The organism is Noviherbaspirillum saxi (assembly GCF_003591035.1).
GTDB classification, from domain to species: domain Bacteria; phylum Pseudomonadota; class Gammaproteobacteria; order Burkholderiales; family Burkholderiaceae_D; genus Noviherbaspirillum; species Noviherbaspirillum saxi.
On the sequence record NZ_QYUO01000001.1, the window covers coordinates 1,239,693 to 1,265,335 of the forward strand.

Sequence of the window (25,643 nt, forward strand, 5' to 3'; positions counted from 1 at the left end):
TCAGGAAGCGGCGTGCATCCTCTGCACGATATCGACGCCTATCCCGTTCGGGTCGACCACAACGAAATGCCGGTCGCCCCATGGTTCGTCGCGCAACGCGACTTCGATGGGAAAACCCAGTTCCCGCACGCGCCGATATTCCTTCTCCACATCGTCCACATCGACCGCAAACCACATACCTTGGCCCTGAAAGGCCGGTCGAAAGACGGCGGCTTGCGATTCCAGGCCGGGCTTCATGAACCCGATTTCGCTGCTTCCGAGTTGTAGTAATACAACCCAGCTGTCTTCACCTTCGTAGATGACGTCGCAGCCGAGCAGGCGAACGTAGAAGTCTTTGGATTCCTGCACCTTTTCAGTAATGACGCCAGACCAGATTTTCATCGTTATCTCCTTGAGGTTGTAATGGGGAGTTGTCATTCTCCGGGGGCGGCAAGGGCTGGTCTAGCAAGAATGCGACATCGCTCTTTGCAAGCTTTGCCGGCGAGATATTGATCAGGCGTCTGAATTCATTGCCCATGTGGCTTTGGTCGGTATAACCGGATTCAAATGCAATATCGGCCAGGGAATAGGCTTGTCGTTTGATAAGCGTCGCGGCATGGTGAAACCGCATGATGGAAGAAAAGAGTTTGGGAGAAATGCCCACCGTCTCAAGAAACACGCGTTCAAACTGGCGGCGGCTGGTGCCAAAGTTGGAAGCGGCTTCTTCGATTCTTCCGGTGCCATAAGTCGCTGTTATCTGTGCGACGGCATTGTCGATTCTGGATGGAAGCGGCTGTGTCCGTGCCACCTGTTTTTCAAATAGCGTATCAAGTCGGGTGAAGATATCGAGTCCGGCAATATTGTCCGTTATGTTCTCCAGGGAAAAACGGAGCAGCCCCTCCACCGGCTCGCAGCGGTCAGCCAGTTCTTTGGCCGCCGCTTTGATGAAGTGACGGCTTTGTCCAGGTTTGAAGCGAATGCCGAGGTAATGGCTGTTTGGCGCAAGCGCCACATCGGTAGCAGACGTCGATGTGCCGTATACCCGGCCTTGCACTTGCGCACCTTGCTGATGAATGACCAGATCGATAGCGCCGTCGGGCACCATCGGATAGGTCGGATTCAGGTTGCCTATACTCAACCAGTAATGACTGATCAGGCCGCGAAGCGGGATTGAGGGCAGGATCGTGAAAAACCGGGGACCGGGGAACGTAGCGTCCATCATCGGTGGATGTTGATGCTTGTGAGCGTCGGTCCGGCAATTGTATATCGGGCTGCAGGCCGGGATTGGCATTAGGCCGCTTTTTCCGCCCTCCGCTGCAACACGAAAATCGGTTGCGCCCAATGCGATTCCTTTTTCTTCTTGCTGGTGATCAGCGTTAGTTCCGAAGGATCGTAGACATCGGTATTGTGCGTCAGCGGCGTCGTCATCAGATATTGCGCATCGGTGTTCTTCAGGAACTCGCCGACGAGCTGGATATTGCGGATATCCAGGTGGGCAAAGGGCTCATCGATGAACACAAAGCCGCCTGAGCCGTCATCGGATTTCAGCAGGCCGATCAGCAGGATCAGCGACTTCATCACTTGCTGCCCACCCGAGGCTTCACCATCGTTCAAGCCGATTGGGCCCTTGCCATCGAACTTGAAGCGTACCTGCAAGCCTGCCTGCGCAAGCTGCACATCGTCGTTTTCCAGACGTACTGGATCGGTATGTACTTCGATGTTTGCCAACTCGCCCAATTCCTTAATGTTGCGGCTATAGGTTTTGATCGTATAGCGCAGGCGTTCGATGTAGGCGCCGCGCGCATTGGTTGTGGCTTCGATCGCGCGATTATTTTGATAGCGGCGTTCTTCGGTTTCGGCCTGACGGCCCTGCAGCAGCGCGGTCAGGCGTACATGCTGGTCGACCACGGTGGAATCGGTTTCCCAGTCTTCGCGCGCAAGATCGGTGGCGAGATGGCCGATGCGCAGATTGACCTGGTGCGCATTCTGATGCTGCTCGACCAGCTCGGCGCGGCGGGCAGGGCGGCGCCATGCAATCGGTAGATGACGCCAGTTCTTGCGGATGTCGATCAAGGCGCGTGCATGTGCGGAGCGTTCCTCTTGCGTGCGCTTTTGCGACAGGCGACCATGCGCCTCGCTGTCGGCCAGCGAACGCTTGGCGTTTTGCCAGGCATTGTCGGCGAGCGTGCGTTCTTCGGTTGTCTTCTTGATCAAGGGGAACAGTTCGCCGAGCCGCGATCCGACCTCGGTACGTGTCGCTTTCAATGGTGCGGCATTATGCGTGGCTTCATCGAATTCGGGCTGACGCGCAACCAGTTCCTTGGCCGCATCGACGCCGGCGATCCGTGCTTTCAGGGCGCTGACCTCGCCGGCCAGCTTGCTGATGCGAATCGTCAGTTGGTCTTCCTGCGCTTCTAGCTTGGGAAGCGACTGTTGCAAGGCCGCCAGACGCTGGGCGCGTCCTGCTTGTCCGAAGCGGTAGCGCGCCGCCTCGACGAATACCGAGCGTCCGCCGCGTCGTTCGCGGTGATAGGCGTCCGGCGTGATCCATTCTTCGTTCGCCGGCAGCCTGGCGCCGGCTTCGGCCGAGTCGACTCGTGTGACGCGTGCCAGTTGGTCAATCAGCCAGCCGGGTGCCTTGGCGCTAAAGCGTACGACAGCCAACAGGCTTTGGTCTTTCACTTCCGGCGCGGTCACGCGATCGGGTACGATGAAGTGGCCATAGCGTTCTTTTTCGCCGATGCGATATGCGGCGGCGGCATCGCGCGCATATTCAAGCAACACCACCGAGGTATAGCTGCGCAGCATGCCTTCCACCGCGCCTTGCCAGCGCGGATCGGTCACCTCGACGATGTCGGGCAGCATGGTATGCGCGATATTGGCGTCGCTTAATGCGCGTCGCATCACGCGCACATTTTCCGGGTCCGGCAAGCCCGATTTGCTTTCCAGTGCGGCGATGGCGCTGCGTTCGCCGGCGATGCGCGAGGCGAGCTCGTCGCGCGCCTGGCGCTGACGCATGTAATCGGCTTCCTTCTGCTCCAGCTCGGCCGCGACATCGGCGATACCGGCACCCGCGTCGGCCGCCAGTTTCTGCAATCGCGTTTTCTGTTCCAGCAGGCTTTCCAGCGGTTTGAGCTTGCCGTTGATTTCACCGAGGCGTTTTTCGAGTATGGTCTTTTCTTCTTCCAGCGTGGACTCATGCTGGTGCGCGGTGCTTAATGCGGAAGCTCGCTCGGCGAGGTCGACGCGCTTTTCCGACAATTGCTTATCCTGTGCCGCCAGCGAGTTGCGCGCCTCGTGCAAGGCGGTGCTGTTCGCCTGCGCCTTTTCGCGGATCTCGTGGTATTGCAGTGTCGGCAGGATTTCTTCCTGCAGATCGCGCTGCTCCTTGATCAATCCTTCCCACTGATGGTAGTTCGCGGCGCGCAGGCGCAAGCGTTCCTGGTTGGTCTGCGCCGATTCCAGTTCCGCCTCGAAGCGCTGCAATTCGGTTTCAGTATCGCGCTGATGGCGCTTGGCTTCATCATAGGCATCGAGCACTTCCTTGTCGCCGAACACTTGGAACACCAGGTCCAGCAACTGGCGCGGCGCATACTCGCATAGTTTGTCGGTCTCACCCTGTTCCAGCGCCAGCACTTTGGCCATGGCCGGCGAAAGGCCGGCATTGGCCAGGCGCTTGCGATAGCTTTCCAGGCCCAGCCAGTCGGTCGCTTCCTGCACTTCCTCGATCTCGACCGCGCCGGCGCGCATCAGATATTGACGCTTCCAGTCGCCGCCGTTTTTCTGGATCTGGCAAAACAGGGTGACTTCATCTTCACTGAAGAAACCGGACGCGCGAAACGGCCGGTTCGACAGTTGCCGTCCGGTCGCGCGATTGTCGACCACAGCGCGCAGCCAGGAGGTCTGCTGGCCCGCATGACGCGCATAGTGCTTGTACGAACGCCCCATCGAACAATCCAGCCCGAACAGCGTGCGCAGTGCGTCGAGCAGGGTGGTCTTGCCCGAGCCGTTCTGGCCGGCGATGGTGATGATCTTCGCATCCAGCGGAATGTTCTTGACGCGTTGCCAGTAGTCCCAGTGGACCATCTCCAGCGATTTGATATGAAACATGCGAATCCTGTTGCTTATTGTTCGGTGTGCACAACCTGCGAAGATGCCTGCGCGTCGGGCTGAGGGAAGTGGATGATCGCGGCTTCCTTGGGCGGCGGCCGGTGGAAGATATCGGCCAGCGCGCCGTTGATGATCCGGTCTTTCAATGCATCGGTATCCATCATCAGGTCGAGCAGCGGGCCTTCGACAATCATGTCGCCGCGCCGCTCGATGAAGCCGAGCTTGTTGAGCTGGCCGAGATTGATGTCCATGCGCGTCTTCTTGCCGAGCTTGTCGCCGAAGTCGGCCAGTAGCGCCTTGTAGGAAATGCCCATCGACGCATCTTCGGCGCGCGGCATCGGTTTTTCCTTGCCGAACATGTCTTCCTGATCTTCCAGCGCATGCTGATGCGCTTCCTGGCGTTCGCGCTTGGGCAGGATGATCATCGCCCACAGCACCACCAGCAGGGCCACGCCGTCACGCGCAAGGCCCATGTTGTTGTTTTGCCAGACTTCACGCGAGCCAAAGATCTTCGGCTCGATTTCGCGGGCCAATGCCAGTGTGACGTTGTCCGCGTAGACGTTGTCGAGAAATTTCAGTCCGCACGCCGCCAGTCGGGTATCGAGATCGAGGCGAAACACTTCGTCGGTGAGTGCGCGCTTGACCAGCTTGTTTTCGCGCGACAGGGTCTGGTGCGTCATCAGTTGCGCAATCAGGATTTGTGCGTCGTCAGTCATGCTTGGTATCCGGTGGAGTTTCTGTAAGAGGAGTCAGGCTCGCATTGGAAATTGCGGCCACATGCGGGTCTTTCAGCTTGATCATGCCGTCCTGCGGTTCGAAGGCGAGCGGCAGACGCGCCATCGCGGCGGTGCCGCCCTGCAAGGCCGCTTCGCTTTCATCGCCGAGCAAGGGCAGCAGCGAAGCCCGATAAGACGCCACGGCAAAATTCGCCGGCAGCAGCGTGTCGTGCACCCTGGTCGAGGCATCGATCGATGCGGCAAATGAAGAGAGCCGGTTGAGCCAGGCATCGAGTTCGACCGGTGTCACGCTCGTCTTGCTTTCCATGACGGATGCATCTTCGCCGGCGGGAAGTTCCGCGACTGGCGCGGTGTTCTTGTCGGCGAACAGTTCGGCTTCGGCGACGTCGATCATTTCCGATGGCGTGATGAACATCGGCGTCACCGGCAATGCGATCGCATCGCGCGCAAGGCCAGCCAGATCTTCATGCTGCATCAGCCAGGTCTTGATATCGGTGGTCGACAGCCCCGATTGGCCGAGATGCACGCGCTGGCGTTCGATCTGATTGAGCGCGCGCGAAAACATGCCTTGCATATTGAGCAATGCGCTCTGCGCGCGGCCGATCGCCTGTGCCGCTCGGTGTGTGGCCGTGTCGGCGTTGGGATCGTTGGTGATTGCGTGCAGGACTTCGGAGCCTTTTTCGACCCAGTCGCAGGCGGTATTCCATTTTTCCTGGGCCTTGCGCAGGCGGAATTCCGAGCCGGAGGCGATCGCATCGCGGAATTCCTCGGTCAGGTCCACCAGCCGTCCCAGCAAATGCTGGAGCTGTTCGACCGTGACACCGCCAACCGCCTGCGAGCCGGCCACCTGCGACAGCAGGAAGCCGATGTCGCCCTCGTCCTCATCCTGCGCCAGCGCCATCAGACTGTCGATCGCTGCCAGCACGTTGCGCGCCAGCGGCGTGATCCGGTACACCCCTTGCGGGGCGTCCCAGGACAGCAGCTGGTGCGAGCGCAGGCGATATAGCACGGTTTCCAGGCTTTCCGGCTCCAGATAGCCCAGCCTGGTATTGATATCGGCGCGGGTCAGCGCCGGTGCTGCAGCATCCGATGCCAGTTCCTGCAAGACCAGAAGCCGCACCAGCACTGCATCCGAACCGCCGTAGAACAGGGCCGTAAAGGCCGTCAGCAAGGGCTGCGCCCGCCTGAGGCGGTGTACCTGCTCGATATCGTCAGGGGAAATATTGGGCCTGAAGAAGGCTTGTAGAGAAGTCTGCTGCTCCTCATCCGGCATCGCGGCCGCATTCGGTGAAAAATTCTGCATCCCGGTATTTTAAGGCACCCCATGTGCCGCCCAGAAACAAAACGCTTCCTCCTCTGTAACAGTGTGAAAAAACCTCATGCTATGCTTGCAATAGTGTTGTCCATATGAAATTTTCGCAATTTCTCTATCGCCACATCAGCTGCGGAGGAAACCCATGCCAGTCATCGTCATTGCCAATCCAAAGGGAGGTGTGGGCAAGAGCACCATCGCCACTAATCTGGCCGGCTATTTCGCAAAGCAGGGGCATAAGGTTATGCTCGGCGATATCGATATCCAGCAAAGCTCGCGTGCCTGGCTGGCATTGCGGCCGCCAAGCCTGCCGCCGATCGCCGCTTGGGAAATTGCCAATGGCCACATGGCGAAGCCACCCAAGGGAACCACGCATGTCGTACTGGATACGCCGGCCGGTCTGAACGGGAGCCGTCTGGATGACGTGATGAAGCTGGCTGACAAGCTCGTCGTTCCGTTGCAGGCATCGATGTTCGATATCCTCGCAACCCAGGAATTTCTGCAGCGACTGGCCGGCCGGCAAGAAAAGAACCAGGTGGGGGTGGTCGGCATGCGGATCAATGTCCGGACCCGTGCAGCGGATCAGCTCGCGCATTACATGGGCAATCTGGGTTTGCCGGTGCTAGGCTATCTGCGTGACACGCAAAATTACGTGCAATTGGCTGCGCATGGCGCAACCCTGTGGGATGTGGCGCCTTCTCGGGCTGAGCGCGATGTGGAGCAATGGCAAGAGCTTGTGAACTGGGTGCAGCAATAGCGATGCCTCCAATGAATGGAGACATCGATGCGGGCGGGACAGATCTTTTTTGATGCCTGTTTGACGGGCGTCTTTATTTACTTGATTGCCTTGTCGGTATCCTCGCGCTCCGGACCCGCTTCACTGCGCGCAGCCTGAGACCCTCCGGAAGAAGGTGTGTCGTTGCCGGCGGCAAGCAGATGACCGTTCGTGGTGCGCTGCCCATCGCGGAATTCTCCTTCCCACACACTGCCGTTGGCCCAGCTGAAGCGGCCCTGGCCGTTGCTTCGTCCACGCGCGACCGTGCCGACATAGACATCGCCATTCTTGAAGCGTGTTACACCTTGGCCATGAGGCAGACCGTCCCTGATATCGCCTTCATAGCGGGTGCCGTCGGCAAATACATGGATACCTTTGCCGTTCGGCACGCCGTTTCGGATCTGTCCCTCATACCGCGAGCCATCGGAAAATATCAGTACGCCACGACCATCGGGCAAGCCGTTCCTGACCTCGCCCTCGTAGCGATTGCCGTTGGCAAACACGAGCGTGCCGCGTCCATTCGGCTCGTTCCTGAGCCAGTCGCCGTTATAGCGCTGACCATTGCTCCAGACGAACTGGCCTTTGCCTTCCTTCGAGCCTTTGACCAGCGTGCCATCGAAGCGGTCGCCGTTGTTCCAGACAATACGCCCGGTCCCGGATACCAGGCCGGTCACCGGATCTGCATTGAAATCCCCGCTCATCGTTTGATCCGCGTGCTTGTAGGTTTTGCGCGGCGTTGCGCTTGCCGCATCGGGTGAGGGGGCTGGCGGTGGCAGCTTATCCGTTGGCTGTTTGAAGCCTGAAGGAACAGAGGGAGAGGATGCCGGAGGCGGCGTGCGCTCGGTTCTCGAAGCGACCTGTGTGTCCGGTTCGCGCGGGGTGCTGCGCGACGGGTTCTCGGTTGGCTGGCTTGCTGCCGGCTGCGGACTCGCACTTCCGGTCGCGGCACTGCCTGCCGCTGCGTTGCCGGACGATGCGCGGTCGGTTTCGCTTGCCTGCGGCGGCCGTGATGCGACTTGCGCCTGAGGCTTCTCGACTTTTGACCGCAAGCGGATCTCGGCCAATCGCTGACGTGCGTCTATTGCATTGGCGCCATAGGGAAAACGATTCAGGTAAGCCTCGTAGGCCGGCGCTTCATCAAGATTGCGCGCAATTCTCCATTGCTCCCGCTCCGCAGCGATTTTGGCAGTCTCTTTTTGCTTCGCCGCTTCGGTCGGGGTCGCCGGTATCGAAGGTGCCGGCTTCGCAGGTTCAGGCACAGGCTCTTTCTCCTTTGTAAGAGAAGCCAGCGGCGCGGTTGGTGCAGGCGGGGTTGCAGGCACGTCGCTGGCAGGTTTCTCGGCCCTGTGCTCCGGGCGTGCTTCGGGCAAGCGTGCGGGCGGCGGCGCAGCTTCTTCACTGCGCGCAATCACGGGTGCCGGCGGCATCACCGCCGGAGCTGTCTGTTGCGGCGGTATCGCGCGCGCGATGCCGGTATCCATGGATTCCGCGCTATTGTCGGTTGAGCCGGCAATAGAGTTGCTTGCATGGTTTGCATCCGGCTCGAGCAGGCTTCCCTCGCCGATGATCAGGCCTGCGGCAATTCCGGCGACCAGCACGATACCCGACACGATCATTGCCGAACGGCGTGGCGGCGATGAATTGGGCGAAATCTTTTTCTCGAACGGCATCGGCTTTTGCCGGCCGTGCGACGCTGGCGCTTCGACGCCGACGGTCGTCATGCCGGATGGCTGTGCCATTGTCGTATCGCCTCTGGCACGGGTTTGCGCCGCGAGTGCCTCGCGGTGCAGGCGTATCGCCTCGCGTGCGTTGGTCGCGCCGTGATAAGCAGACGGTTCCAATACAGTGCTGTCGCTCTTGAGTGCCGTGCGCATTGCATTTACCGATCGTATGCGCTCGTCCGGCCGTACGGCCAATGCATGATCGAGCGCGGCGAGCAGGTTATCGCTATAGACATTGCGTCCGACTTCGCACGCAGGCCGCATGGTGTCATTGACGATGCGCTGGGTTGCGGGCGGCGGCGGCTTGCCGGCGATCAGGTAATACGCAACGGCAGCGACTGCATAGATATCCGTCCATGCGCCTTGCTCCAGATCCGGCATGTCCGGATAGAGCTCGATAGGCGCAAATCCAGATACCAGCGTACCGGATCGCACCTGGGTAAGTTCCGCGATCATTGCCTGCGCAGAATCGAATTCCAGCAATAGGGGGCGGCCGGTTTCACGAATCAGAATATTGCCTGGCGATATATTCCCATGGCAGGATTGGGCACGATGCACGGCTTCGATGGCATGCAACAGGTCGCTCACCAAGGTTTTGATCCACTCGTCATTCAAGGGCGCCCTATGCTCGGCAACGGTTTGCTTGAGCGTGATGCCTTCATAGAGCGGCATTGACGCATAGGCGGTGCGATGTGCTTCCCAATAGCGCTGGACCTTGACCAGCGAAGCAGACTCAGTCCGGTTCAGCACCAATGCTTCATTGATGAAGCTGCGCAATCCGGCATCGAAGTTGGTGCTGTCTTGCCCGGAAGCCGGTTCTACCGACATGTCGGGTGTACGAACGGCAATACCTCGCGGCATGTATTCTCTCAGCGCAACATGCCGCCGTTGCGAATGATCATAGGCAAGATACAGAATCGACGCAGCACCTTCATTGATCACTTCGACAATGTTGAAGCTCTCTATGCGTGTACCGGTATTCAGGGCTCCGGAAGTCTCGCCCTGTCCACGCGACGTCGTGGACGGTTTCGTTGCGGACGAGCCGATGTGGCCTTCGATGGAAGTCTTGGTGTTGTCGTCTTGCATATCGATCACTTGAAGATGAGTCGCCTGGCAGGATCGCAGGAAAGGAATGGCCAGATCAGAAATGTGGATGTGCTATGGCGCTTGATTCGGTAGCCGATCCGGAGGAAGCCTGTGTCATCTAGGCACGTCTGCTGCGAGCCGCTCCAGCATTTAGAGAGCGGCTTCAGCCTGCCCAGCATAGCCTTCGCATGCGCCAAGGTATCGATATTGCTCAAACATGATGTCGTCAGGGGGGATGACTAGGGCGTGTCATCACTTGGTATGGGAGTGCGAACCATACCAAGTGATGGCACGCCCTAACGTTAAGAATCAGGATTTCTTGCGTACCGCGTCGAGTTGCTTGCACAGGGCCTCGGTTCCATCCAGTATGCGAGGTCCCGAGCGGTTGAGCAGTTCGCCGTCGATCAGCAGCAGGTTGCCGCGCTTGACCGCGGCCATACCCGGAAAGCGGCGCCACGCTGCCAGAACATCGTCCTGTTCACCGCTGCTGGCAATGATGGCTTCGGGATCGGCCTTGATCACGGCTTCGATGCTCACGGTCGGTGCGAGCTGGCTCAGGCCGGCAAAGACGTTTTCACCGCCGCAAGTGCGCAGCGCGGCCGAGACCATATGGGCACCGTTGAGTGTCATCAGCGGCGTGCGCCAGATCTGATAGAACACGCGTACCTTGCGCCGTTTTTGATAGGTTTCCTGTAGTTGTCCGAGTCGATGACGAAATGTATCCGCCGCCTTCTTGCCCATCATGTCGGTGCCGGCGAGGTGAGCCAGCCTTTCCATGGACAGGGCGATCGCGGCATAGTCGTAAGGCTCGCTTTTGTAAACGGGAACGCCCAGCGATTCCAGTTTTGCCAGCTGCAATGCTGCATTGCCATTGTTCCAGCCGACCACCAGATCCGGCTTGAGCGCCAGTATGCGTTCGAGGTCCAGTGTGACGCCGTTGCCGACTGAGGGAATGCGTTTTGCCTCCGGCGGAAAATCACTGAATTCGGTGACGCCGACTACCTGTGAACCGGCGCCGGCGGCAAACAGCATTTCGGTGACATGCGGCGCGACGCTGACGATACGGCGTGCGGGAGCGGGGAGGGTGATGGTGCGCTTGACATCGTCCACTACGGTGACGGAGGCGGATGCCGGCGCAACCCATGCCAGCGAGACGGCAGCGACAAGAAAAGCCGGGATGAAGACTCGCATAGCGAGACCAACCGCCCGCCGCGCCAACGATTTTGCCGACATGGCGGGCATGGTCTTGTCAGGCTCAGATTTCGAGATTATCGATCAGACGGGTTGCGCCAAGCTTGGCGGCCGCGACCACGACGAGCGCTTCGCCTTTCGCAATGTCGCCGGCCGAAGGCGGCTGCAGATCCGCGCGTTTGCGGATGGAAATGTAGTCCGGCTTCCAGCCGCGTGCGGCCAGTTTTGCCATCGCATGGCGTTCCAGCTCGAATACATCCAGATGGCCGGCGCGCACTTCGCCGGCGACTTCATTGAGCAGTTGGTACAGGGCGGGAGCTTCGGCGCGCTCGGCTTCGGACAGGTAGCCATTGCGCGAGGACAGCGCCAGCCCGTCTTCGGCGCGATAAGTGTCTGCGGCGATGATTTCGGTGGGCAGGGCAAACTGTTTTGCCATGTTCCGCACAATCATCAACTGCTGATAATCCTTCTTGCCGAATACAGCGACGCGCGGCTGTACGCAGGAAAACAGTTTCAGCACCACGGTCGTCACGCCCACGAAGAATCCTGGACGGAATTCACCTTCCAGGATATTGCCCAGGTCGTCCGGCGGACGGACGCGGTATTCCTGGGGTTCCGGATACAGGTCCTTTTCGGTTGGGGCAAACAGCACGTACACGCCTTCCTTTTCCAGCTTTTCGACGTCGGCCTGAAAGGTGCGCGGATACTTGTCGAAGTCTTCGTTGGGCCCGAACTGCAGGCGGTTGACGAAGATGGATGCGACCACCGGATCGCCATGCTTGCGCGCCAGGCGCATCAGCGACAGATGGCCCTCATGCAGATTGCCCATGGTTGGCACGAAAGCGGTGCGCAACTGCCCGCGCAACTGGTCACGCAATTCATCGATGGAAGAAATGATTTTCATGGTTCACCGGGTAGAAAAAGAATGGTTTCGTGCCGTCCTGCCGGGCGCAAACGCCGCCCGCGCAAGCCGCTTGATGCGTCTGCCTGAAACGTCAGGTTGGAGAATAGGCCAGCCGCACGTAAATCGGTGCAAACGCTTCGGCCTGGGTAATTTCGATCAAGGTTTCCTTTGCCAGCTCCAGCAGCGCGATGAAATTGACGATCACTACCGGCACGCCGCGCGACGGGTCGAACAGATCAGCGAACTCGACGAACCTGGCCGACTGCAGCCGACGCAGGATGCCGGTCATGTGCTCGCGCACCGACAATTCCTCGCGGCTGATCGTATGGTGGGCGGTCAGCTTTGCACGCTTGAGGATGTCGGCCCACACTGCTTGCAATTCGCTCATGCTGACTTCCGGCCAGCGGGTGACGACATTCTGTTCGATATAGATCTGCGCACGGACATAGTCCCGTCCGAGTTGTGGCAGTGCATCCAGTTCTTGTGCGGCGACCTTCATCTGCTCGTATTCGAGCAGGCGGCGCACCAGTTCGGCGCGCGGATCTTCCGCTTCTTCGCCGGTATCGGCTTTCTTCACCGGCAGCAGCATGCGCGACTTGATTTCGATGAGCATGGCCGCCATCAGCAGATATTCCGCCGCCAGCTCCAGATTACGTACACGGATCTGATCGACGTAATCGAGATACTGGCGCGTTACCTGCGCCATCGGGATGTCGAGAATATTGAAGTTCTGCTTGCGGATCAGGTACAACAGGAGATCGAGCGGGCCCTGGAATGCTTCCAGAAAAACCTCGAGCGCATCGGGCGGAATGTAGAGATCCGTCGGCAGCTTGAACAGCGGTTCGCCGTACAGTTTTGCGTAAGCCATGCCATCAACGACATCAGGTGTCGTGTCCGGCTGTCCCGCGAGCGCAAGCTCGGGCGCGTCAGCCGGCAAATGCGCTAGCAGCGCGTCCTGCTGCGCCGACATCAGAACTTGTTCTGATAAACGTAGGGCTGCTGCATGATGCGCGATTCCTCAGCACGCTTGCGGGCGTCGAGATCGATCGGTGCCTTGTCCCAAAAGATGGCGCGGCCGGCGCGCTGCTTCTGCTCCAACTCGGGATCCTTTTGCTTCAGCTCGTTCAGGAACTTGGTGAATTCAGACTCGTATTGCGAGAATTTCATGGTGTTTAAGGTCACAGGATGAATGCTGTCGTTATTCTACCTTGTCTTGCCCGTAAATCCTGTACTTCGGCACACACTGTGACGATGCGACAGGTATTGCGTATTAGACAATAAGAGCTCGATGCAAGATGGCAATCTTAATACCCAAGCATCCGACGCATTACGGTCGGTGCCGGCTCCAGCGGGTTGGCATGCGTGTATTCCAGTTCCGGTGCAAGTTCGAAGCCATAGGCTGCGTACAGGTCGAGCAGCCGTACCTGATCCGAGCGAACGCCCAGTCGCAGCTCGGTCACATCGGAAGCCTGAGCGCGATGAATGACCGCTTCGAGCAAGTGCTGAGACAAATGCTCACCCCGAAATTGCGGCAATACGCCCATGCGCATGATTTCCCAGATGTCCGGATCCACCTCGAGTGGACCCCAGCGCGCCGAGCCTATCGGTTCCTCATCGCGCAACAGAATAAAGCCACCGCCCTGTTCCAGGTCGTGCCGCACCCGCACCGCGGTTTCGCGGTGTCCGCTGGACGTCACCGCCACCTTGCTCGCCCACGCCGCGCGGGTCAGGTCGGCAATGAGCTGGGCATCATCGAACGTGGCTTCGCGGACAACAATATTCATGTGCAGAGTCTCGCCGGAAAAAGGGAAACGATACGCATGTCAGGTGTCATTGCATACTCCACCTAGCGCACACGCATGCCGGGTTCGGCACCGGGCCAAGGGTTGAGTACGTAAATGCCGGGATTGCTTTTTTCGTCTGCAGCGGAAGCCGCCAGCACCATGCCTTCCGACATGCCGAACTTCATCTTGCGCGGCGCCAGATTGGCCACCATCACGGTCAACTTGCCGACCAGGTCTTCCGGCTTGTATGAAGACTTGATGCCGGAAAATACGTTGCGCATCCGGCCTTCGCCGACATCCAGCGTCAGGCGCAGTAGCTTGTCGGAGCCGTCGACGTGTTCGCAATTGACGATCTTCGCAATGCGCAGGTCGATTTTCGCAAAGTCGTCGATCTTTATTTCCGGGGCGATCGTTTCCATTGCGCCGCCATCCTCACTGTTTCCTTGTGCAGCAGCAGGCGTGGAATCCGCACCCGCGCCGGTCAAGGCCGTAGCCTGTTCCGGCAATTCAAACAAGGCATCCAGCATCTTCGGATCGACCCGCTGCATCAAATGCTCGAACGTTCCGATCGCCGAAGGTGCATTCTGCAAATCAGCCCAGGTCAGGTCGCGCTCGATGCCGAACAGCGTCGATACCTTGCGTGTCATGGCCGGAAGTATCGGGGCCAGATATATGGACAGTTTGAAGAAGGCGCGCAGCAGGTTGCTGCACACTTCCTGTAGCTGTTGATTGTTGGCCGCATCCTTCGCCAGTTCCCATGGCTTCTTGGTGTCGACGTATTGGTTGACTTCATCCGCCAGCGCCATGACCAGACGGATCGCCTTGCCGTATTCGCGCGCTTCAAAAGCTTCGCGGATAGCCGACTCTTCCTCGGCAAAGCGAGGGCTCCAGGTTACCGCCGGGCTCAGTGCGCCGCCGAAACGCTTGGTAATGAAACCGGCCGCGCGGCTGGCGATATTGACGTACTTGCCGATCAGGTCGGAATTGACGCGTGCGACAAAGTCTTCCGGATTGAAGTCGACGTCTTCGACCTTCGCATTCAGCTTGGCCGCGATGTAATAGCGCAGCCATTCCGGGTTCATGCCGATATCCAGATAGCGCAGCGGCGAGATGCCGGTGCCGCGCGACTTCGACATCTTTTCGCCGCTGACCGTGATGAAGCCATGCACGAAGACATTGTTCGGCACCTTGAGACCGGAAAATTTCAGCATCGCCGGCCAGAACAGCGTATGGAAATAGATGATGTCCTTGCCGATGAAGTGATACTGCTCGGTGGTCGGATCATTCATGAACGCGGTGTAATCGCGCCCCGTCTTGTCGAAATAGTTTTTCAGTGAGGCCAGATAGCCGACCGGCGCATCCAGCCACACATAGAAATACTTGCCCGGCGCATCAGGGATTTCGATGCCGAAATAGGGGGCGTCGCGGCTGATATCCCAGTCGCCCAGACCTTCTTCGCCTTCCAGCCATTCCTTGGCCTTGTTGAGCACTTCCGGCTGCAGTCGTCCCGGCTCTTGCGACCATTCGCGCAGGAAGCTGACGCATTTGGGATCGGATAGCTGGAAAAAATAATGCTCGGAAGTCTTGAGGACTGGCGTCGCACCCGACAACGTGGAGTAGGGATTCTTCAGGTCGGTTGGTGCATAGACCGCACTGCATACTTCGCAGGAATCGCCGTATTGATCCTTGGCGCCGCATTTCGGGCATTCGCCCTTGATGTAGCGGTCCGGTAGAAACATATTTTTGACCGGATCGAAGAATTGTTCGATGGTCTTGGTCGTGATGAGCTTCGCCTGGTCGCGCAACCGGCGGTAGATGTCTTGCGACAACTCGTGGTTTTCGGCGGCATCGGTGGAATGCCAATTGTCGAAGCTGATATGAAAACCGTCCAGGTACTGCTTGCGGCCGGCAGCAATGCGGGCCACAAATTCCTGCGGCGTCACGCCAGCCTTCTCGGCTGCGATCATGATCGGCGCGCCATGCGCATCGTCGGCGCCGACGAAATGCACTTCGTTGCCCTGCATACGCTGAAACCTGACCCAGATGTCGGCCTGGATATATTCCATGATATGACCGATGTGGAATGCGCCGTTGGCATACGGCAGGGCAGTGGTGACGAACAGCTTGCGGGACGGTGTGGTGCTCATTTGGCAATGCTTATGGGAGGAATAAAACTGGCATTTTAGCAGTGCGGACCGGTCACACGCTGCACCATGAACAAAGCGGCAGTCTGAGGCTGTGGTTTGGATCCCCGTTGTCGACAGGGTAAAATAGCGAATCTTTCACACATCACGGCTTTGGCGTCCCAAGGCCGTTTTTATTTGCCATGACCGTCCGCACCCGTTTCGCTCCCAGTCCGACCGGCTATCTCCACCTCGGCGGCGCCCGTACCGCACTGTTCTCCTGGGCCTATGCCCGACATTTCGGCGGTACCTTCATCCTGCGCATTGAAGATACCGACCTGGAACGTTCGACGCCGGAAGCCGTGCAAGCCATTCTCGAAGGCATGAACTGGCTTGGCCTGCACCATGATGAAGGCCCGTTCTATCAGATGCAGCGCATGGACCGCTATCGCGAAGTCGTCGCGCAAATGCTGCAGGCGGGAACCGCCTACCATTGTTATTGCACGCCCGAAGAAGTCGAAGCGATGCGCGAGCGCCAGCGCACTCTCGGCGAAAAACCCCGCTATGACGGTACCTGGAGACCGGAGGCGGGCAAGACGCTTCCCTCTGTGCCGGAAGGCCGCAAGCCGGTAGTGCGGTTCAAGAATCCGCTGGACGGCGACGTGACCTGGAATGATGTGGTCAAAGGCCAGATCACGATTTCCAACCGCGAGCTCGACGACCTCGTCATTGCACGTCCGGACGGTACGCCGACGTATAACTTCTGCGTGGCAGTCGACGACTGGGACATGAAGATCACGCATGTCATCCGCGGCGACGACCATGTGAACAATACACCGCGTCAGATCAATATCCTGCGTGCGCTTGGCGCACCGTTGCCCGAATACGGACATGTGCCGATGATCCTGGGTGCCGATGGCGAAAAGCTTTCCAAGCGCCATGGCGCGGTCAGCGTGATGGAATATCCGGCGCAGGGCTTCCTGCCGGAGGCCATGCTGAACTACCTTGCACGCCTCGGCTGGAGTCATGGCGACGATGAAATTTTTTCGATGGAGCAGTTCCGCGAATGGTTCGACCTCGATCATCTGTCCAAGTCGCCCGCACAGTTCAATCCGGAAAAGCTGGCCTGGCTGAATAACCACTACATCAAACTGGCGGATAACGCGCGCCTCGAAGCTCTTGTGCGGCCGGTGATGGAGCGGGAGGGTGCGCAATTCGCCGGCGCGCCCGATCTGCAAGCGGTTATTGCGTTAATGAAAGAACGTACCAATACCATCAATGAACTGGCAGATGCCGCAATGCTGTTCTATCGGCAGCCGACCCCGGACGCGGCATTGGTGACGCAGCATGTGACAGATGTCGTGAAGCCGGCATTGGTCCAGTTTGCAACGCAATGCAAGGACATCGAATGGAACAAGGCCGCCATTTCGGCAGCAATGAAAGAAGTGCTTGCTGCACACAAACTGAAAATGCCACAGCTTGCCATGCCGTTGCGTCTGTTCATTACCGGCCAGTTGCAGACGCCGGCAATCGATGCAGTACTTGAACTGTTCGGACGGGAAGTCGTGCTCGCACGCCTCGAACAGTTTGCCGGTTAAATTTTTGCTTTCTGCGGCAAAGGGATTTACACCGGAGAAAAAACTTTGCTATACTCTCGTTTCTTCGCAAGGGGGGTATAGCTCAGCTGGGAGAGCGCTTGCATGGCATGCAAGAGGTCAGCGGTTCGATCCCGCTTACCTCCACCAGCAGAAGATAGCGAAAAAGAAGAAGTACAATAGGCTGCAGTAACGACAGGTCACTGTCCCCATCGTCTAGAGGCCTAGGACATCACCCTTTCACGGTGAGTACCGGGGTTCGAATCCCCGTGGGGACGCCACTTAAAACGCCACGCTTATGCGTGGCGTTTTTCTTTTTCCGCAACGTTTTTTTCGTGTTCCTATGACACACTTGCGGCCATCCTCATGAAGAATATGAGTGTGCGACAAAAGTCCGGACGAATGGTCTGGCGCGTATCCTCGACATGTTTTGCCGTTGAAGCCGAACCCCGGCTGCGGCGGGAACGAAACGCCACGATTTCTGCGCTTCTGGAATCAAGACATCAAAAATGTTCCTCGATAAAAATCAGCCAGGCTCATTGGCCATATTCTGCAAAGTCGTCGATAACTATGGCGACATCGGTATCTGCTGGCGCCTGGCAAGGCAACTGCAACAAGAGCATGGGATTGCCGTCACCTTGTGGGTGGACGATTTGCAAAGCTTTCGGCGGATTTGTCCGGACGTCACGATCAGCGCAGAAGTTCAACAGCTTGCCGGTGTGACGGTGCGCCACTGGTGCAATCAGGAGGGCGTATTTTCAGTTGGCGATGTCGACGATATCGTCATTGAATTTTTCGCATGCGATATCCCGCCAGGCTACATTGTCGCAATGGCGGAACGCGATCCGCGTCCCGTGTGGCTCAACCTGGAAGGCTTGAGCGCCGAGGAATGGGTTGAAGGGTGTCATACCTTGCCGTCACCCCATCCGCGCTTGCCGTTGACGAAATATTTTTTCTTCCCTGGTTTCACAAACAAAACGGGCGGCTTGCTGCGCGAATCTTCATTGGACGAAGCGCGTCGGCAATTTCAAGCAGACCCGGCGATCATCGCCGATTTTCTTGCGCAGTTTGGCGTCACATCGACGGAAATGGCGTCGTTGAAAGTGTCCTTATTTTGTTATCCGCACGCGCCAGTTTCGGCGCTGTTTAAAGCATGGCAAAGCGGTGATACGGCAATCACCTGCCTGGTGCCCGAGGGGGTTGCCGCAGACGCGGTTCAGGAATTTCTTGAAGGAGAGGGCAAACCGGGAGCGGCGCGAACACGCGGCGCGCTCACCGTACACGTCTTGCCATTTGTCGCTCAACCGGACTACGACAAGCTTTTATGGGCGTGCGATCTCAACTTCGTACGTGGAGAGGATTCCTTCGTTCGTGCGCAGTGGGCAGGCAAGCCGTTCATCTGGCATATCTATCCGCAAGATGAAAACCTGCATCACAAGAAATTGCGCGCGTTTTTGCAACGCTACTCGGTCGGCACGCAAAGTTTGGCCAGACTCTCATTGCAATGGAATGGAGCGACGGCCGAGAACATGGAAGAGCAAGCCGACTGGTCCGCGCTATGGTCGTCATATCAGGCAGACATGCCAGACATTACACGCAGGTCTGCCGAGTGGCAGCGGCAAATGTTGGGAAATGGTGATCTGGCATCCAACCTGCTGAAGTTTGTGCGTTCGCTTCAGTCGGTGGTCGCAGAAAAGAAGGTATAATGCGCGGTTAATCTATAACGTTTAAGTTTGATCGAACGTAAGCTTACGGCGCTGTTGGCCATGAGGCGACAGATGATTTTCATGCAACCTATTTTTTACGTACATTCTCTATGAAATTCGCAAAAGAAATTCGTGTTGGCAACATCATTATGGTTGACAGCAAGCCTTTCATCGTGCTGCGTTCTGACGTCAACGGTTCGAGCCGCACCGGCTTCACTTACAAATGGAAGATGAAAAATCTTCTGACGAACGCGCCTCTGGAAAACGTATTCCGCGGCGACGACAAATTCGATGTCGTCGTTCTCGACAAGAAGCCGGTGACCTTTTCGTATTTCGCCGACCCGTTGTATGTCTTCATGGACGAAGAATACAACCAGTACGAAATCGAAGAAGAAAACCTGGGCGATGCACTGCATTACCTGAAAGACGGCATGGAATGCGAAGCCGTGTTCTATGATGGCAAAGCGATTTCCGTTGAGTTGCCGACGACTATCGCTCGCAAGGTGGTGTACTCCGAGCCTGCAGTCAAGGGCAACACTTCCGGCAACGTGCTGAAAGAAGCCAAGATCGAAAATGCCGTCGAGGCGCATTGCCATATCGTTCAAGTGCCATTGTTTGTCAGCCAGGACGACGTGATTGAAATTGATACTCGTACCAACGAATACAAGCGCGTGGTTCGTAACTAAATCACCAGAAATTAAAAAAAACGCTGCCGATATCGGCAGCGTTTTTTTTTGCTCATTTGTTTGATAGTCTTCGGAAGCGCGGCTTTGCAATCGCGCATCTGTGCGGTATAAACTGATGGCTGCCCTCCGTCATTTGTCACTATTGAAAGCCTTGTACATGAAGCGACTGCTGCCGATTGCTGTTTTGACCGCCACCTTGCTGACCGCCTGCGCTTCTTTGCCAGGATATTCGGACACGAGTGCTGTGGCTTCTTCGCCTGCGCCGGCGATGGCCTCGCACAAGCAATCGGCCAATTCGCCTCGCAACGCGATACAGATCCAGGATGGGGCTGGTGGCGTAACCGTGCAAACAGTCGAATTTCAGCCAGGCGTTTCATCCGCTTCAGTAGAGCGACTTGCAAGGCGCTTTGGCTGCACCGGTTCCAATGGAGCGGGTCTGGTGACCGAAAAGGGGCCGGTGGAGGTTTATCGCATGCGCTGCGACAACGGCACTACCTTTATTGCGCAATGCGAGTTGCGGCAGTGCAGGCCGATGAGATAACGTCTCTTCTGTATCGATTTCGCTCCAGGTATGTATGAGCCCGTTCGGCAGTAGCTGGACGGCCTGATTGAAGGAGCAATCCAGCCGGATTCTGCGTTTCGCTTTTCGACGATGGTGGCAAATGCCGACGAACTAATTCCATTCTTGGTCAGTATGGCAACGGGAAATTCGTCGGCCTCCCGCATTTGCGTTCAATAAACGGAAGTACAAAAAAATGGCACGGGATTCCGTGCCATTTTTCATTTCAGGAATTTCGAGCAACAAGAATACTTAGTTGTCGTCCGCGACCTGCAGAATAAGTTTGCCGAAGTTCTTACCCTCAAACAGCATCAGCAGCGCTTCCGGAAACTTGTCGATGCCCTGCACGATATCCTCGCGCGTCTTGAATGTGCCTTCCTTCATCCACTTCGCCATTTCGGCCACACCCAGGTGGTAGCGATCCGCATAGTCAAAGACTACGATGCCTTCCATGCGTGCACGGTTCACCAGCAGGGACATGTAATTGGCCGGTCCCTTGACCGGAGTCGTATTGTTGTATTGCGAAATCGCGCCGCAAATGACAATGCGCGCTTTCATTGCTAGCTTTGCCAGCACATGGTCGAGGATCTCGCCGCCGACGTTGTCGAAATAGACGTCGACGCCCTTTGGACAATGCGTCTTCAGGCCTTCACGGACGGACTCGTTCTTGTAATCGATGCAGGCATCGAACCCTAATTCGTTGACGACGAAATCGCATTTGTCCTTGCCGCCGGCAATACCGACGACGCGGCAGCCTTTATGCTTGGCGATCTGGCCGACCGTTTGGCCGACCGCGCCGGCAGCGCCGGAAACCACTACGGTTTCTCCGGCCTTCGGTTGACCTACGTCGAGCAGACCGAAGTAGGCGGTCATGCCCGGCATGCCAAGGGCGTTCAGATATTTGGGCAGCGGCGCCATCTTCGGATCAACCTTGTAAAAAGCGCCTGCCTCATCGTCTGCCTGGCCGATCCAGAATTGCTGGACGCCGATCGTACCCGAAACATAATCGCCTACCGCAAATTTCGAAGACTTCGATGCAACCACCTTGCCGATGCCGCCTGCGCGCATCACTTCATCAATGGCAACCGGACGAATATACGATTTGCCTTCATTCATCCAACCGCGCATCGCCGGATCGAGTGAAAGATACAGTGCCTTGACGGCAATTTCGCCATCGGCAATCTCGCGTACTGGTTCGCTCGTCAATTTCCAGTCGGTGGGTTTGGGCATTCCGACCGGGCGCGCTGCGAGGCGGACTTGTCGGTTATCAGTGGTAACTGCAGTCATTGTTGTCTCCTTGGTGGCGATGGGTGAAAGCACTATACCGCAAAATGAACGGTCGTGCTTTTTTGGAAAGTGTAACAGAGTAAAATCGTTTTGAACTTTCCTAGGAGCATGCGGACAAAGTGAGAAGCCGCAACATTGCCGCGGCTCAAGAGGTGGGGAGTTGGAGTCAAGGACTCTTTTTCCTGCAGCGCAAACGCGAGTTAAGTGTTGCCTCGTTTTCAATGTAACAGGAGTGCCGATGCATTCCATGACATTGCGATCGCCACACGTACTAACCACACAGATTTTTTAGGAGTTCACATGCTTCGTTCCGAAACGCTCTTTGGCAAGCGCGATGCCAATACGCCAAACTCTCCCCTCAATACCGCCAGCGGCATCGTCCCGACCGGCACCTCGGGTCTCAGCAAGACTATCTCCGCATCCGTCGGCAGCGTCGGTTCCAGCACCAGCAACGTTGACACGACTTCCAGCACCAACGAAGGCGGCAGCAAGTTGATCGTCGGACCGAATATCAAGCTGAAGGGCGTTGAAATCACCGATTGCGACACGCTGGTTGTCGAAGGCCGTGTCGAAGCAACCATCGATTCCCGCGTGATCCAGATCGCCGAGCGCGGTGCGTTCAAGGGTTCCGCAGAAATCGATATCGCCGAAATCCACGGCGAATTCGACGGTGATCTGACAGTGCGCCAAAAGCTGGTCATCTATTCGACCGGCAAGGTGACCGGCAAGGTCCGCTATGGCAAGGTTGTTATCGAAGAAGGCGGCCAGTTGGCTGGCGACATCCAGGTTGGTACCGCAAGCGCGACCAAGGGCTTGTCCGTCGCAAAAGTAGGCTGATAACCGCTGCATCAGCTGCGAACAGCGCGCGTCACAAACCTGGGTTTGTCTTAAAGGTCTTGTGACGCAAGCGCAAAACATTTTCACAATAATAAAGAAACCGACGCCAGCGCTTGGAGTAACCGCACTGGCGTCCGGTTTCCATGCATATCATTCGCCGGTAGACCAGATGTTTGCCGTCACTAGCCGGGCCGGACAGGTCTCGGATGACCCGGATCACGCCTCGCGTATCCGGGTTTTCTTTTGTTCGTGAAGGCGGACGCAATCGAATGTCGGAGCTCGCGGCATGCCGGGCGCATCCAAGTAGTCGCGGCATGCGACAATAGCGCACTTTGGTTTGCCGCAATATCGAAAATATCACCATGACGCATCCGGAATATATTCTCACTTTGTCCTGCCCCGATCATCGCGGAATCGTTCACCGCGTCTCGGGCTTCCTCGCCGAGCATGGCTGCAATATCATCGATTCCGCACAGTTCGGCGATGCGCAGTCCCAGCTCTTTTTCATGCGGGTGCATTTTGCAGCCGAAGATCCTGCGATAAGCGATACCACGCTGCGGCAGGATTTTGCCGCCGTTGCAGACGAATTGAATATGAATGCGCAACTGCATGATGCCGGTAAGAAGCCGCGCATGATGCTGATGGTGTCGAAGATAGGTCATTGCCTGAACGATCTGCTATTCCGCTACAAGAGCGGCTTGCTGCCGGTCGAGATTCCGGCGATCGTGTCCAACCATACGGATTTCTACCAGCTATCGGCAAGCTATAACATTCCGTTCCATCATCTGCCGCTGGCGGCCGGCGCATCGCCGGAAGCCAAGCGCGCACAGGAAGAGCGGGTGCTTGAAATCGTCAAGGCCAATGACATCGATCTCGTTGTGCTGGCGCGTTACATGCAGATCCTGTCGCCTGAAATGTGCAATGCGCTCAAAGGCAAGGCGATCAACATCCATCATTCCTTCCTGCCGAGCTTCAAGGGCGCCAAGCCGTATTATCAGGCACATGAGCGCGGCGTGAAACTGATCGGTGCCACTGCGCACTTCGTTACCAGCGATCTGGATGAAGGTCCGATCATCGAGCAAGATGTCGAACGCGTCGATCATTCAATGGACCCGGACACGCTGACCGCGATTGGACGCGATGTCGAATGCGTGGTGCTGGCACGGGCGGTGAAGTGCTTTGTCGAGCATCGTATCCTGCTGAACGGTCACAAGGCTGTCGTCTTCAAGTAATCCGGGCAGGCACGACAACGGTGCGCGTTCTACACGGCGCACCGGTTCGAATTCCTTATCCGTTACGTCAGCACCCGCTTGAGCCAAGTGCTGATGTCATCCACTTCTTCCGGGCAAACCGAGTGCGGCATCGCATAGGAATGCCATTCGACCTGATAGCCAAGCGCCTCCAAGATGTCCCGTGACTGCTCGGCACGGGACAGGGGAATGATGGGATCGCTGCGGCCATGAACAAGAAAGATCGGCGTGTCGTGATTGGCGCTGTGACGCTCGTCGGGTACCACTGCGTGTAGCGGCAGATAGCCCGACAAACACAACAGGCCTCCCAGTTTTTCCTGATGACGCAGGCCAGTCTGCAAGGTCATCGCGCATCCCTGTGAAAATCCCGCAAGAATGATCCTGTTCGCCGGAATCCCGCGCGCCTTTTCTTGCGCAATCAAAGTCTCGACCATCGTTTGCGATTTGCGCAAGCCTGCCTCGTCTTCGCGTCGCGTGAGGTCGGTCCCGAGAATGTCATACCAGGCGCGCATGACATAGCCATTGTTGATAGTGACCGGCATGGTCGGTGCGTGCGGAAAAACGAAGCGAATTCCCGGGCACCCGGTCAGATCGAGCTCACGCACGATGGGTACGAAATCGTTGCCATCGGCTCCCAATCCGTGCAGCCATATGACCGATACGCTGGGATCGGGCGTGGTGTCGAGCTGGATCATTTCCAGGGAGGTCGTTGTCATCTGCTTCCTTCAGTCAAGCCGCCGCATATAGGCGCACGGCCTTGTTATTTTTGCCGGATTGCCGACTTGGGACGGAACGCCTTGCACACGGCGTCGTTGGTCTCGATATACGGTCCGCCGATCAGGTCGATGCAATAGGGGACGGCGGCGAAGATGCCGGCAACCACCTGCTTACCGTCCGCATCTTTCAAGCCTTCGAGCGTCTCCTTGATCGACTTTGGCTGACCGGGAAGGTTCATGATCAGGGCCGCATGATTCGCGGTTTCGCGAATGACGGCAACCTGGCGCGACAGGATGGCTGTCGGTACGAACTTCAGGCTGATCTGGCGCATCTGTTCGCCAAAGCCCGGCATCTCCTTGGTGGCGACCGCCATCGTTGCTTCCGGCGTTACATCGCGCCGCGCCGGGCCGGTGCCGCCGGTCGTCAGTACGAGGTCGCAGCCTACGGTATCCACCAGTTCGATCAGCGCCTGCTCAATCTGCGCGCGTTCGTCCGGTATCAGACGCGTTTCCATTTTCCATGGGCTGGTCAGCGCCGAGGCAAACCAGTCGCGTAGCGCTGGAATGCCTTGGTCTTCATAGACGCCGCTGGATGCGCGATCCGAGATCGACACGAGGCCGATCAGCAGTTCGTCAGGATTACTCTTCTTCGGGTTCGTCATGCTCGTCAGAGGTCGATGGTTGAGCTGGCTTTGCAGACTTGCCTTGCAGCTGCTTCAGAATCTGAAATATTTCTCGATAGGCTTTGGGAGGCTTGTTTTCCGCCTGTTCCTTGCGCGCATTGCGGATCAGCGTGCGCAATTGCTGAACGTCGATTTCGGGGTGCTGTTCCTTCAGGTCGGTCAAGGACTTGTCGTCGGCGAGCAGTTTGTCGCGGCGGCGTTCAAGCGCATGCATGGCGGCCGTCTCGGCCTTGGATGCACCTTTCCAGCTATCGAGCACTTTCTGGATCGCGGCGATTTCGTCTTCCTCAAGCGTGCGCATTTTTTTGCCGACGAACTGCATCTGCCTGCGCCTGCCTTCATGGTCCTTGATCTTCTGGCACTCGAGGATGACGTCGCGCACGTCTTCGGGCATGGGAACGCGCATGACGCGATCCTTGGGTTCATTGACGAGTTCTTCGCCGAGTTTCTGCAGCGCTGTCATGTCGCGCTTGAGCTGCGACTTGGACGGACGATCGTATTGCTGTTCAAACTCGCTCGACTTGAAGCCGACCGCACCTCTGTTTGGATTAACCATGATGAATTGAAGCCATTCTGTAAACGACTGATATGATAACTGTTTT

Annotated in this window: 23 protein-coding genes and 2 tRNA genes; 9 read left to right on the top strand and 16 right to left on the bottom strand. The window is 57.5% G+C overall.

Going from position 1 to position 25,643, the window contains the following annotated elements; translation table 11 throughout:
• The 5 genes from D3871_RS05935 to D3871_RS05955 are packed head-to-tail and all read right to left on the bottom strand — an operon-like array spanning position 1 to position 6,129.
• Entirely contained in the window at positions 1 to 381 is a 381-nt protein-coding gene (locus D3871_RS05935) for a VOC family protein (protein WP_119768048.1), read from the bottom strand.
• A complete protein-coding gene (locus tag D3871_RS05940; RefSeq protein ID WP_147376753.1) occupies positions 353 to 1,321 on the bottom strand; it encodes a helix-turn-helix domain-containing protein in 969 nt (322 codons plus the stop codon). The genes D3871_RS05935 and D3871_RS05940 overlap by 29 nt, the downstream gene beginning before the upstream one ends.
• Entirely contained in the window at positions 1,270 to 4,089 is a 2,820-nt protein-coding gene (locus D3871_RS05945) for an ATP-binding protein (protein ID WP_119768050.1), read from the bottom strand. Before D3871_RS05945 ends, D3871_RS05940 begins: the two co-directional genes overlap by 52 nt.
• Before the next feature lie 14 nt (positions 4,090 to 4,103).
• Positions 4,104 to 4,805, bottom strand: coding sequence for a hypothetical protein (locus D3871_RS05950; RefSeq protein WP_119768051.1), 702 nt, complete (start codon positions 4,803 to 4,805; stop codon positions 4,104 to 4,106).
• Positions 4,798 to 6,129, bottom strand: coding sequence for a hypothetical protein (locus tag D3871_RS05955; protein WP_233575525.1), 1,332 nt, complete (start codon positions 6,127 to 6,129; stop codon positions 4,798 to 4,800). Before D3871_RS05955 ends, D3871_RS05950 begins: the two co-directional genes overlap by 8 nt.
• 154 nt (positions 6,130 to 6,283) lie before the next feature.
• On the opposite strand from D3871_RS05955, the gene D3871_RS05960 reads away from it, so the two are divergent.
• Positions 6,284 to 6,895, top strand: coding sequence for a ParA family protein (locus D3871_RS05960; RefSeq protein WP_119768052.1), 612 nt, complete (start codon positions 6,284 to 6,286; stop codon positions 6,893 to 6,895).
• A 77-nt stretch (positions 6,896 to 6,972) separates the two neighbouring features.
• Here D3871_RS05960 and D3871_RS05965 read toward each other — a convergent pair whose 3' ends face one another.
• From D3871_RS05965 to metG, 7 genes are all read right to left on the bottom strand, one after another.
• Positions 6,973 to 9,720: a protein kinase domain-containing protein gene (locus tag D3871_RS05965; protein WP_147376754.1), complete on the bottom strand. Its 2,748-nt coding sequence runs from the start codon at positions 9,718 to 9,720 to the stop codon at positions 6,973 to 6,975.
• 309 nt (positions 9,721 to 10,029) lie between these two features.
• Complete coding sequence (locus D3871_RS05970) at positions 10,030 to 10,911, bottom strand: cobalamin-binding protein (RefSeq protein ID WP_119768054.1); 882 nt, start codon at positions 10,909 to 10,911, stop codon at positions 10,030 to 10,032.
• 64 nt (positions 10,912 to 10,975) lie between these two features.
• Positions 10,976 to 11,815 (bottom strand): pantoate--beta-alanine ligase, encoded by an 840-nt coding sequence (gene panC, locus D3871_RS05975; RefSeq protein ID WP_119768055.1) that lies wholly within the window; start codon positions 11,813 to 11,815, stop codon positions 10,976 to 10,978.
• A 91-nt stretch (positions 11,816 to 11,906) separates the two neighbouring features.
• Positions 11,907 to 12,785, bottom strand: coding sequence for a segregation and condensation protein A (locus D3871_RS05980; protein WP_119768056.1), 879 nt, complete (start codon positions 12,783 to 12,785; stop codon positions 11,907 to 11,909).
• A complete protein-coding gene (locus tag D3871_RS05985) occupies positions 12,785 to 12,997 on the bottom strand; it encodes a DUF3460 family protein (RefSeq protein WP_420799627.1) in 213 nt (70 codons plus the stop codon). The genes D3871_RS05980 and D3871_RS05985 overlap by 1 nt, the downstream gene beginning before the upstream one ends.
• A 122-nt stretch (positions 12,998 to 13,119) precedes the next feature.
• Entirely contained in the window at positions 13,120 to 13,599 is a 480-nt protein-coding gene (locus tag D3871_RS05990) for a GNAT family N-acetyltransferase (protein ID WP_119768058.1), read from the bottom strand.
• A 62-nt stretch (positions 13,600 to 13,661) separates the two neighbouring features.
• Complete coding sequence (gene metG, locus D3871_RS05995) at positions 13,662 to 15,746, bottom strand: methionine--tRNA ligase (RefSeq protein WP_119768059.1); 2,085 nt, start codon at positions 15,744 to 15,746, stop codon at positions 13,662 to 13,664.
• A gap of 179 nt (positions 15,747 to 15,925) precedes the next feature.
• On the opposite strand from metG, the gene gltX reads away from it, so the two are divergent.
• The 6 genes from gltX (at position 15,926) to D3871_RS06025 (ending at position 20,250) form a co-directional block, all read left to right on the top strand.
• Positions 15,926 to 17,320 (top strand): glutamate--tRNA ligase, encoded by a 1,395-nt coding sequence (gene gltX / locus D3871_RS06000; protein WP_119768060.1) that lies wholly within the window; start codon positions 15,926 to 15,928, stop codon positions 17,318 to 17,320.
• 71 nt (positions 17,321 to 17,391) lie between these two features.
• A tRNA-Ala gene (locus D3871_RS06005) sits at positions 17,392 to 17,467 on the top strand.
• Between the two features lie 55 nt (positions 17,468 to 17,522).
• Positions 17,523 to 17,598, top strand: a tRNA-Glu gene (locus tag D3871_RS06010).
• A gap of 228 nt (positions 17,599 to 17,826) precedes the next feature.
• The gene (gene earP / locus D3871_RS06015; RefSeq protein WP_119768061.1) at positions 17,827 to 19,023 is read left to right on the top strand and encodes an elongation factor P maturation arginine rhamnosyltransferase EarP; all 1,197 of its coding nucleotides are present in this window, start codon (positions 17,827 to 17,829) and stop codon (positions 19,021 to 19,023) included.
• 110 nt (positions 19,024 to 19,133) lie between these two features.
• Positions 19,134 to 19,709 (top strand): elongation factor P, encoded by a 576-nt coding sequence (locus tag D3871_RS06020; protein WP_119768062.1) that lies wholly within the window; start codon positions 19,134 to 19,136, stop codon positions 19,707 to 19,709.
• 115 nt (positions 19,710 to 19,824) lie between these two features.
• Entirely contained in the window at positions 19,825 to 20,250 is a 426-nt protein-coding gene (locus D3871_RS06025; RefSeq protein ID WP_233575526.1) for a hypothetical protein, read from the top strand.
• Positions 20,251 to 20,520: 270 nt separating this feature from the next.
• On the opposite strand, the gene D3871_RS06030 is transcribed toward D3871_RS06025, so the two are convergent.
• A complete protein-coding gene (locus D3871_RS06030; RefSeq protein ID WP_119768064.1) occupies positions 20,521 to 21,555 on the bottom strand; it encodes an NADP-dependent oxidoreductase in 1,035 nt (344 codons plus the stop codon).
• A gap of 300 nt (positions 21,556 to 21,855) precedes the next feature.
• Between D3871_RS06030 and D3871_RS06035 the strand changes: the two genes are divergently transcribed.
• Both D3871_RS06035 and purU read left to right on the top strand, forming a co-directional pair.
• Positions 21,856 to 22,392 (top strand): bactofilin family protein, encoded by a 537-nt coding sequence (locus D3871_RS06035; RefSeq protein WP_119768065.1) that lies wholly within the window; start codon positions 21,856 to 21,858, stop codon positions 22,390 to 22,392.
• A 362-nt stretch (positions 22,393 to 22,754) separates the two neighbouring features.
• Positions 22,755 to 23,624 (top strand): formyltetrahydrofolate deformylase, encoded by an 870-nt coding sequence (gene purU / locus D3871_RS06040; RefSeq protein WP_119769924.1) that lies wholly within the window; start codon positions 22,755 to 22,757, stop codon positions 23,622 to 23,624.
• Between the two features lie 62 nt (positions 23,625 to 23,686).
• On the opposite strand, the gene D3871_RS06045 is transcribed toward purU, so the two are convergent.
• The 3 genes from D3871_RS06045 to yjgA are packed head-to-tail and all read right to left on the bottom strand — an operon-like array spanning position 23,687 to position 25,597.
• Positions 23,687 to 24,358 (bottom strand): alpha/beta hydrolase, encoded by a 672-nt coding sequence (locus D3871_RS06045; protein WP_119768066.1) that lies wholly within the window; start codon positions 24,356 to 24,358, stop codon positions 23,687 to 23,689.
• A gap of 44 nt (positions 24,359 to 24,402) precedes the next feature.
• Positions 24,403 to 25,020 carry a molybdopterin adenylyltransferase gene (mog, locus tag D3871_RS06050; RefSeq protein WP_119768067.1) on the bottom strand — a complete coding sequence of 206 codons (618 nt, stop codon included), beginning with the start codon at positions 25,018 to 25,020 and terminating at the stop codon, positions 24,403 to 24,405.
• Positions 24,998 to 25,597 carry a ribosome biogenesis factor YjgA gene (gene yjgA, locus D3871_RS06055; RefSeq protein WP_119768068.1) on the bottom strand — a complete coding sequence of 200 codons (600 nt, stop codon included), beginning with the start codon at positions 25,595 to 25,597 and terminating at the stop codon, positions 24,998 to 25,000. The genes mog and yjgA overlap by 23 nt, the downstream gene beginning before the upstream one ends.
• Positions 25,598 to 25,643 lie beyond the last annotated feature (46 nt).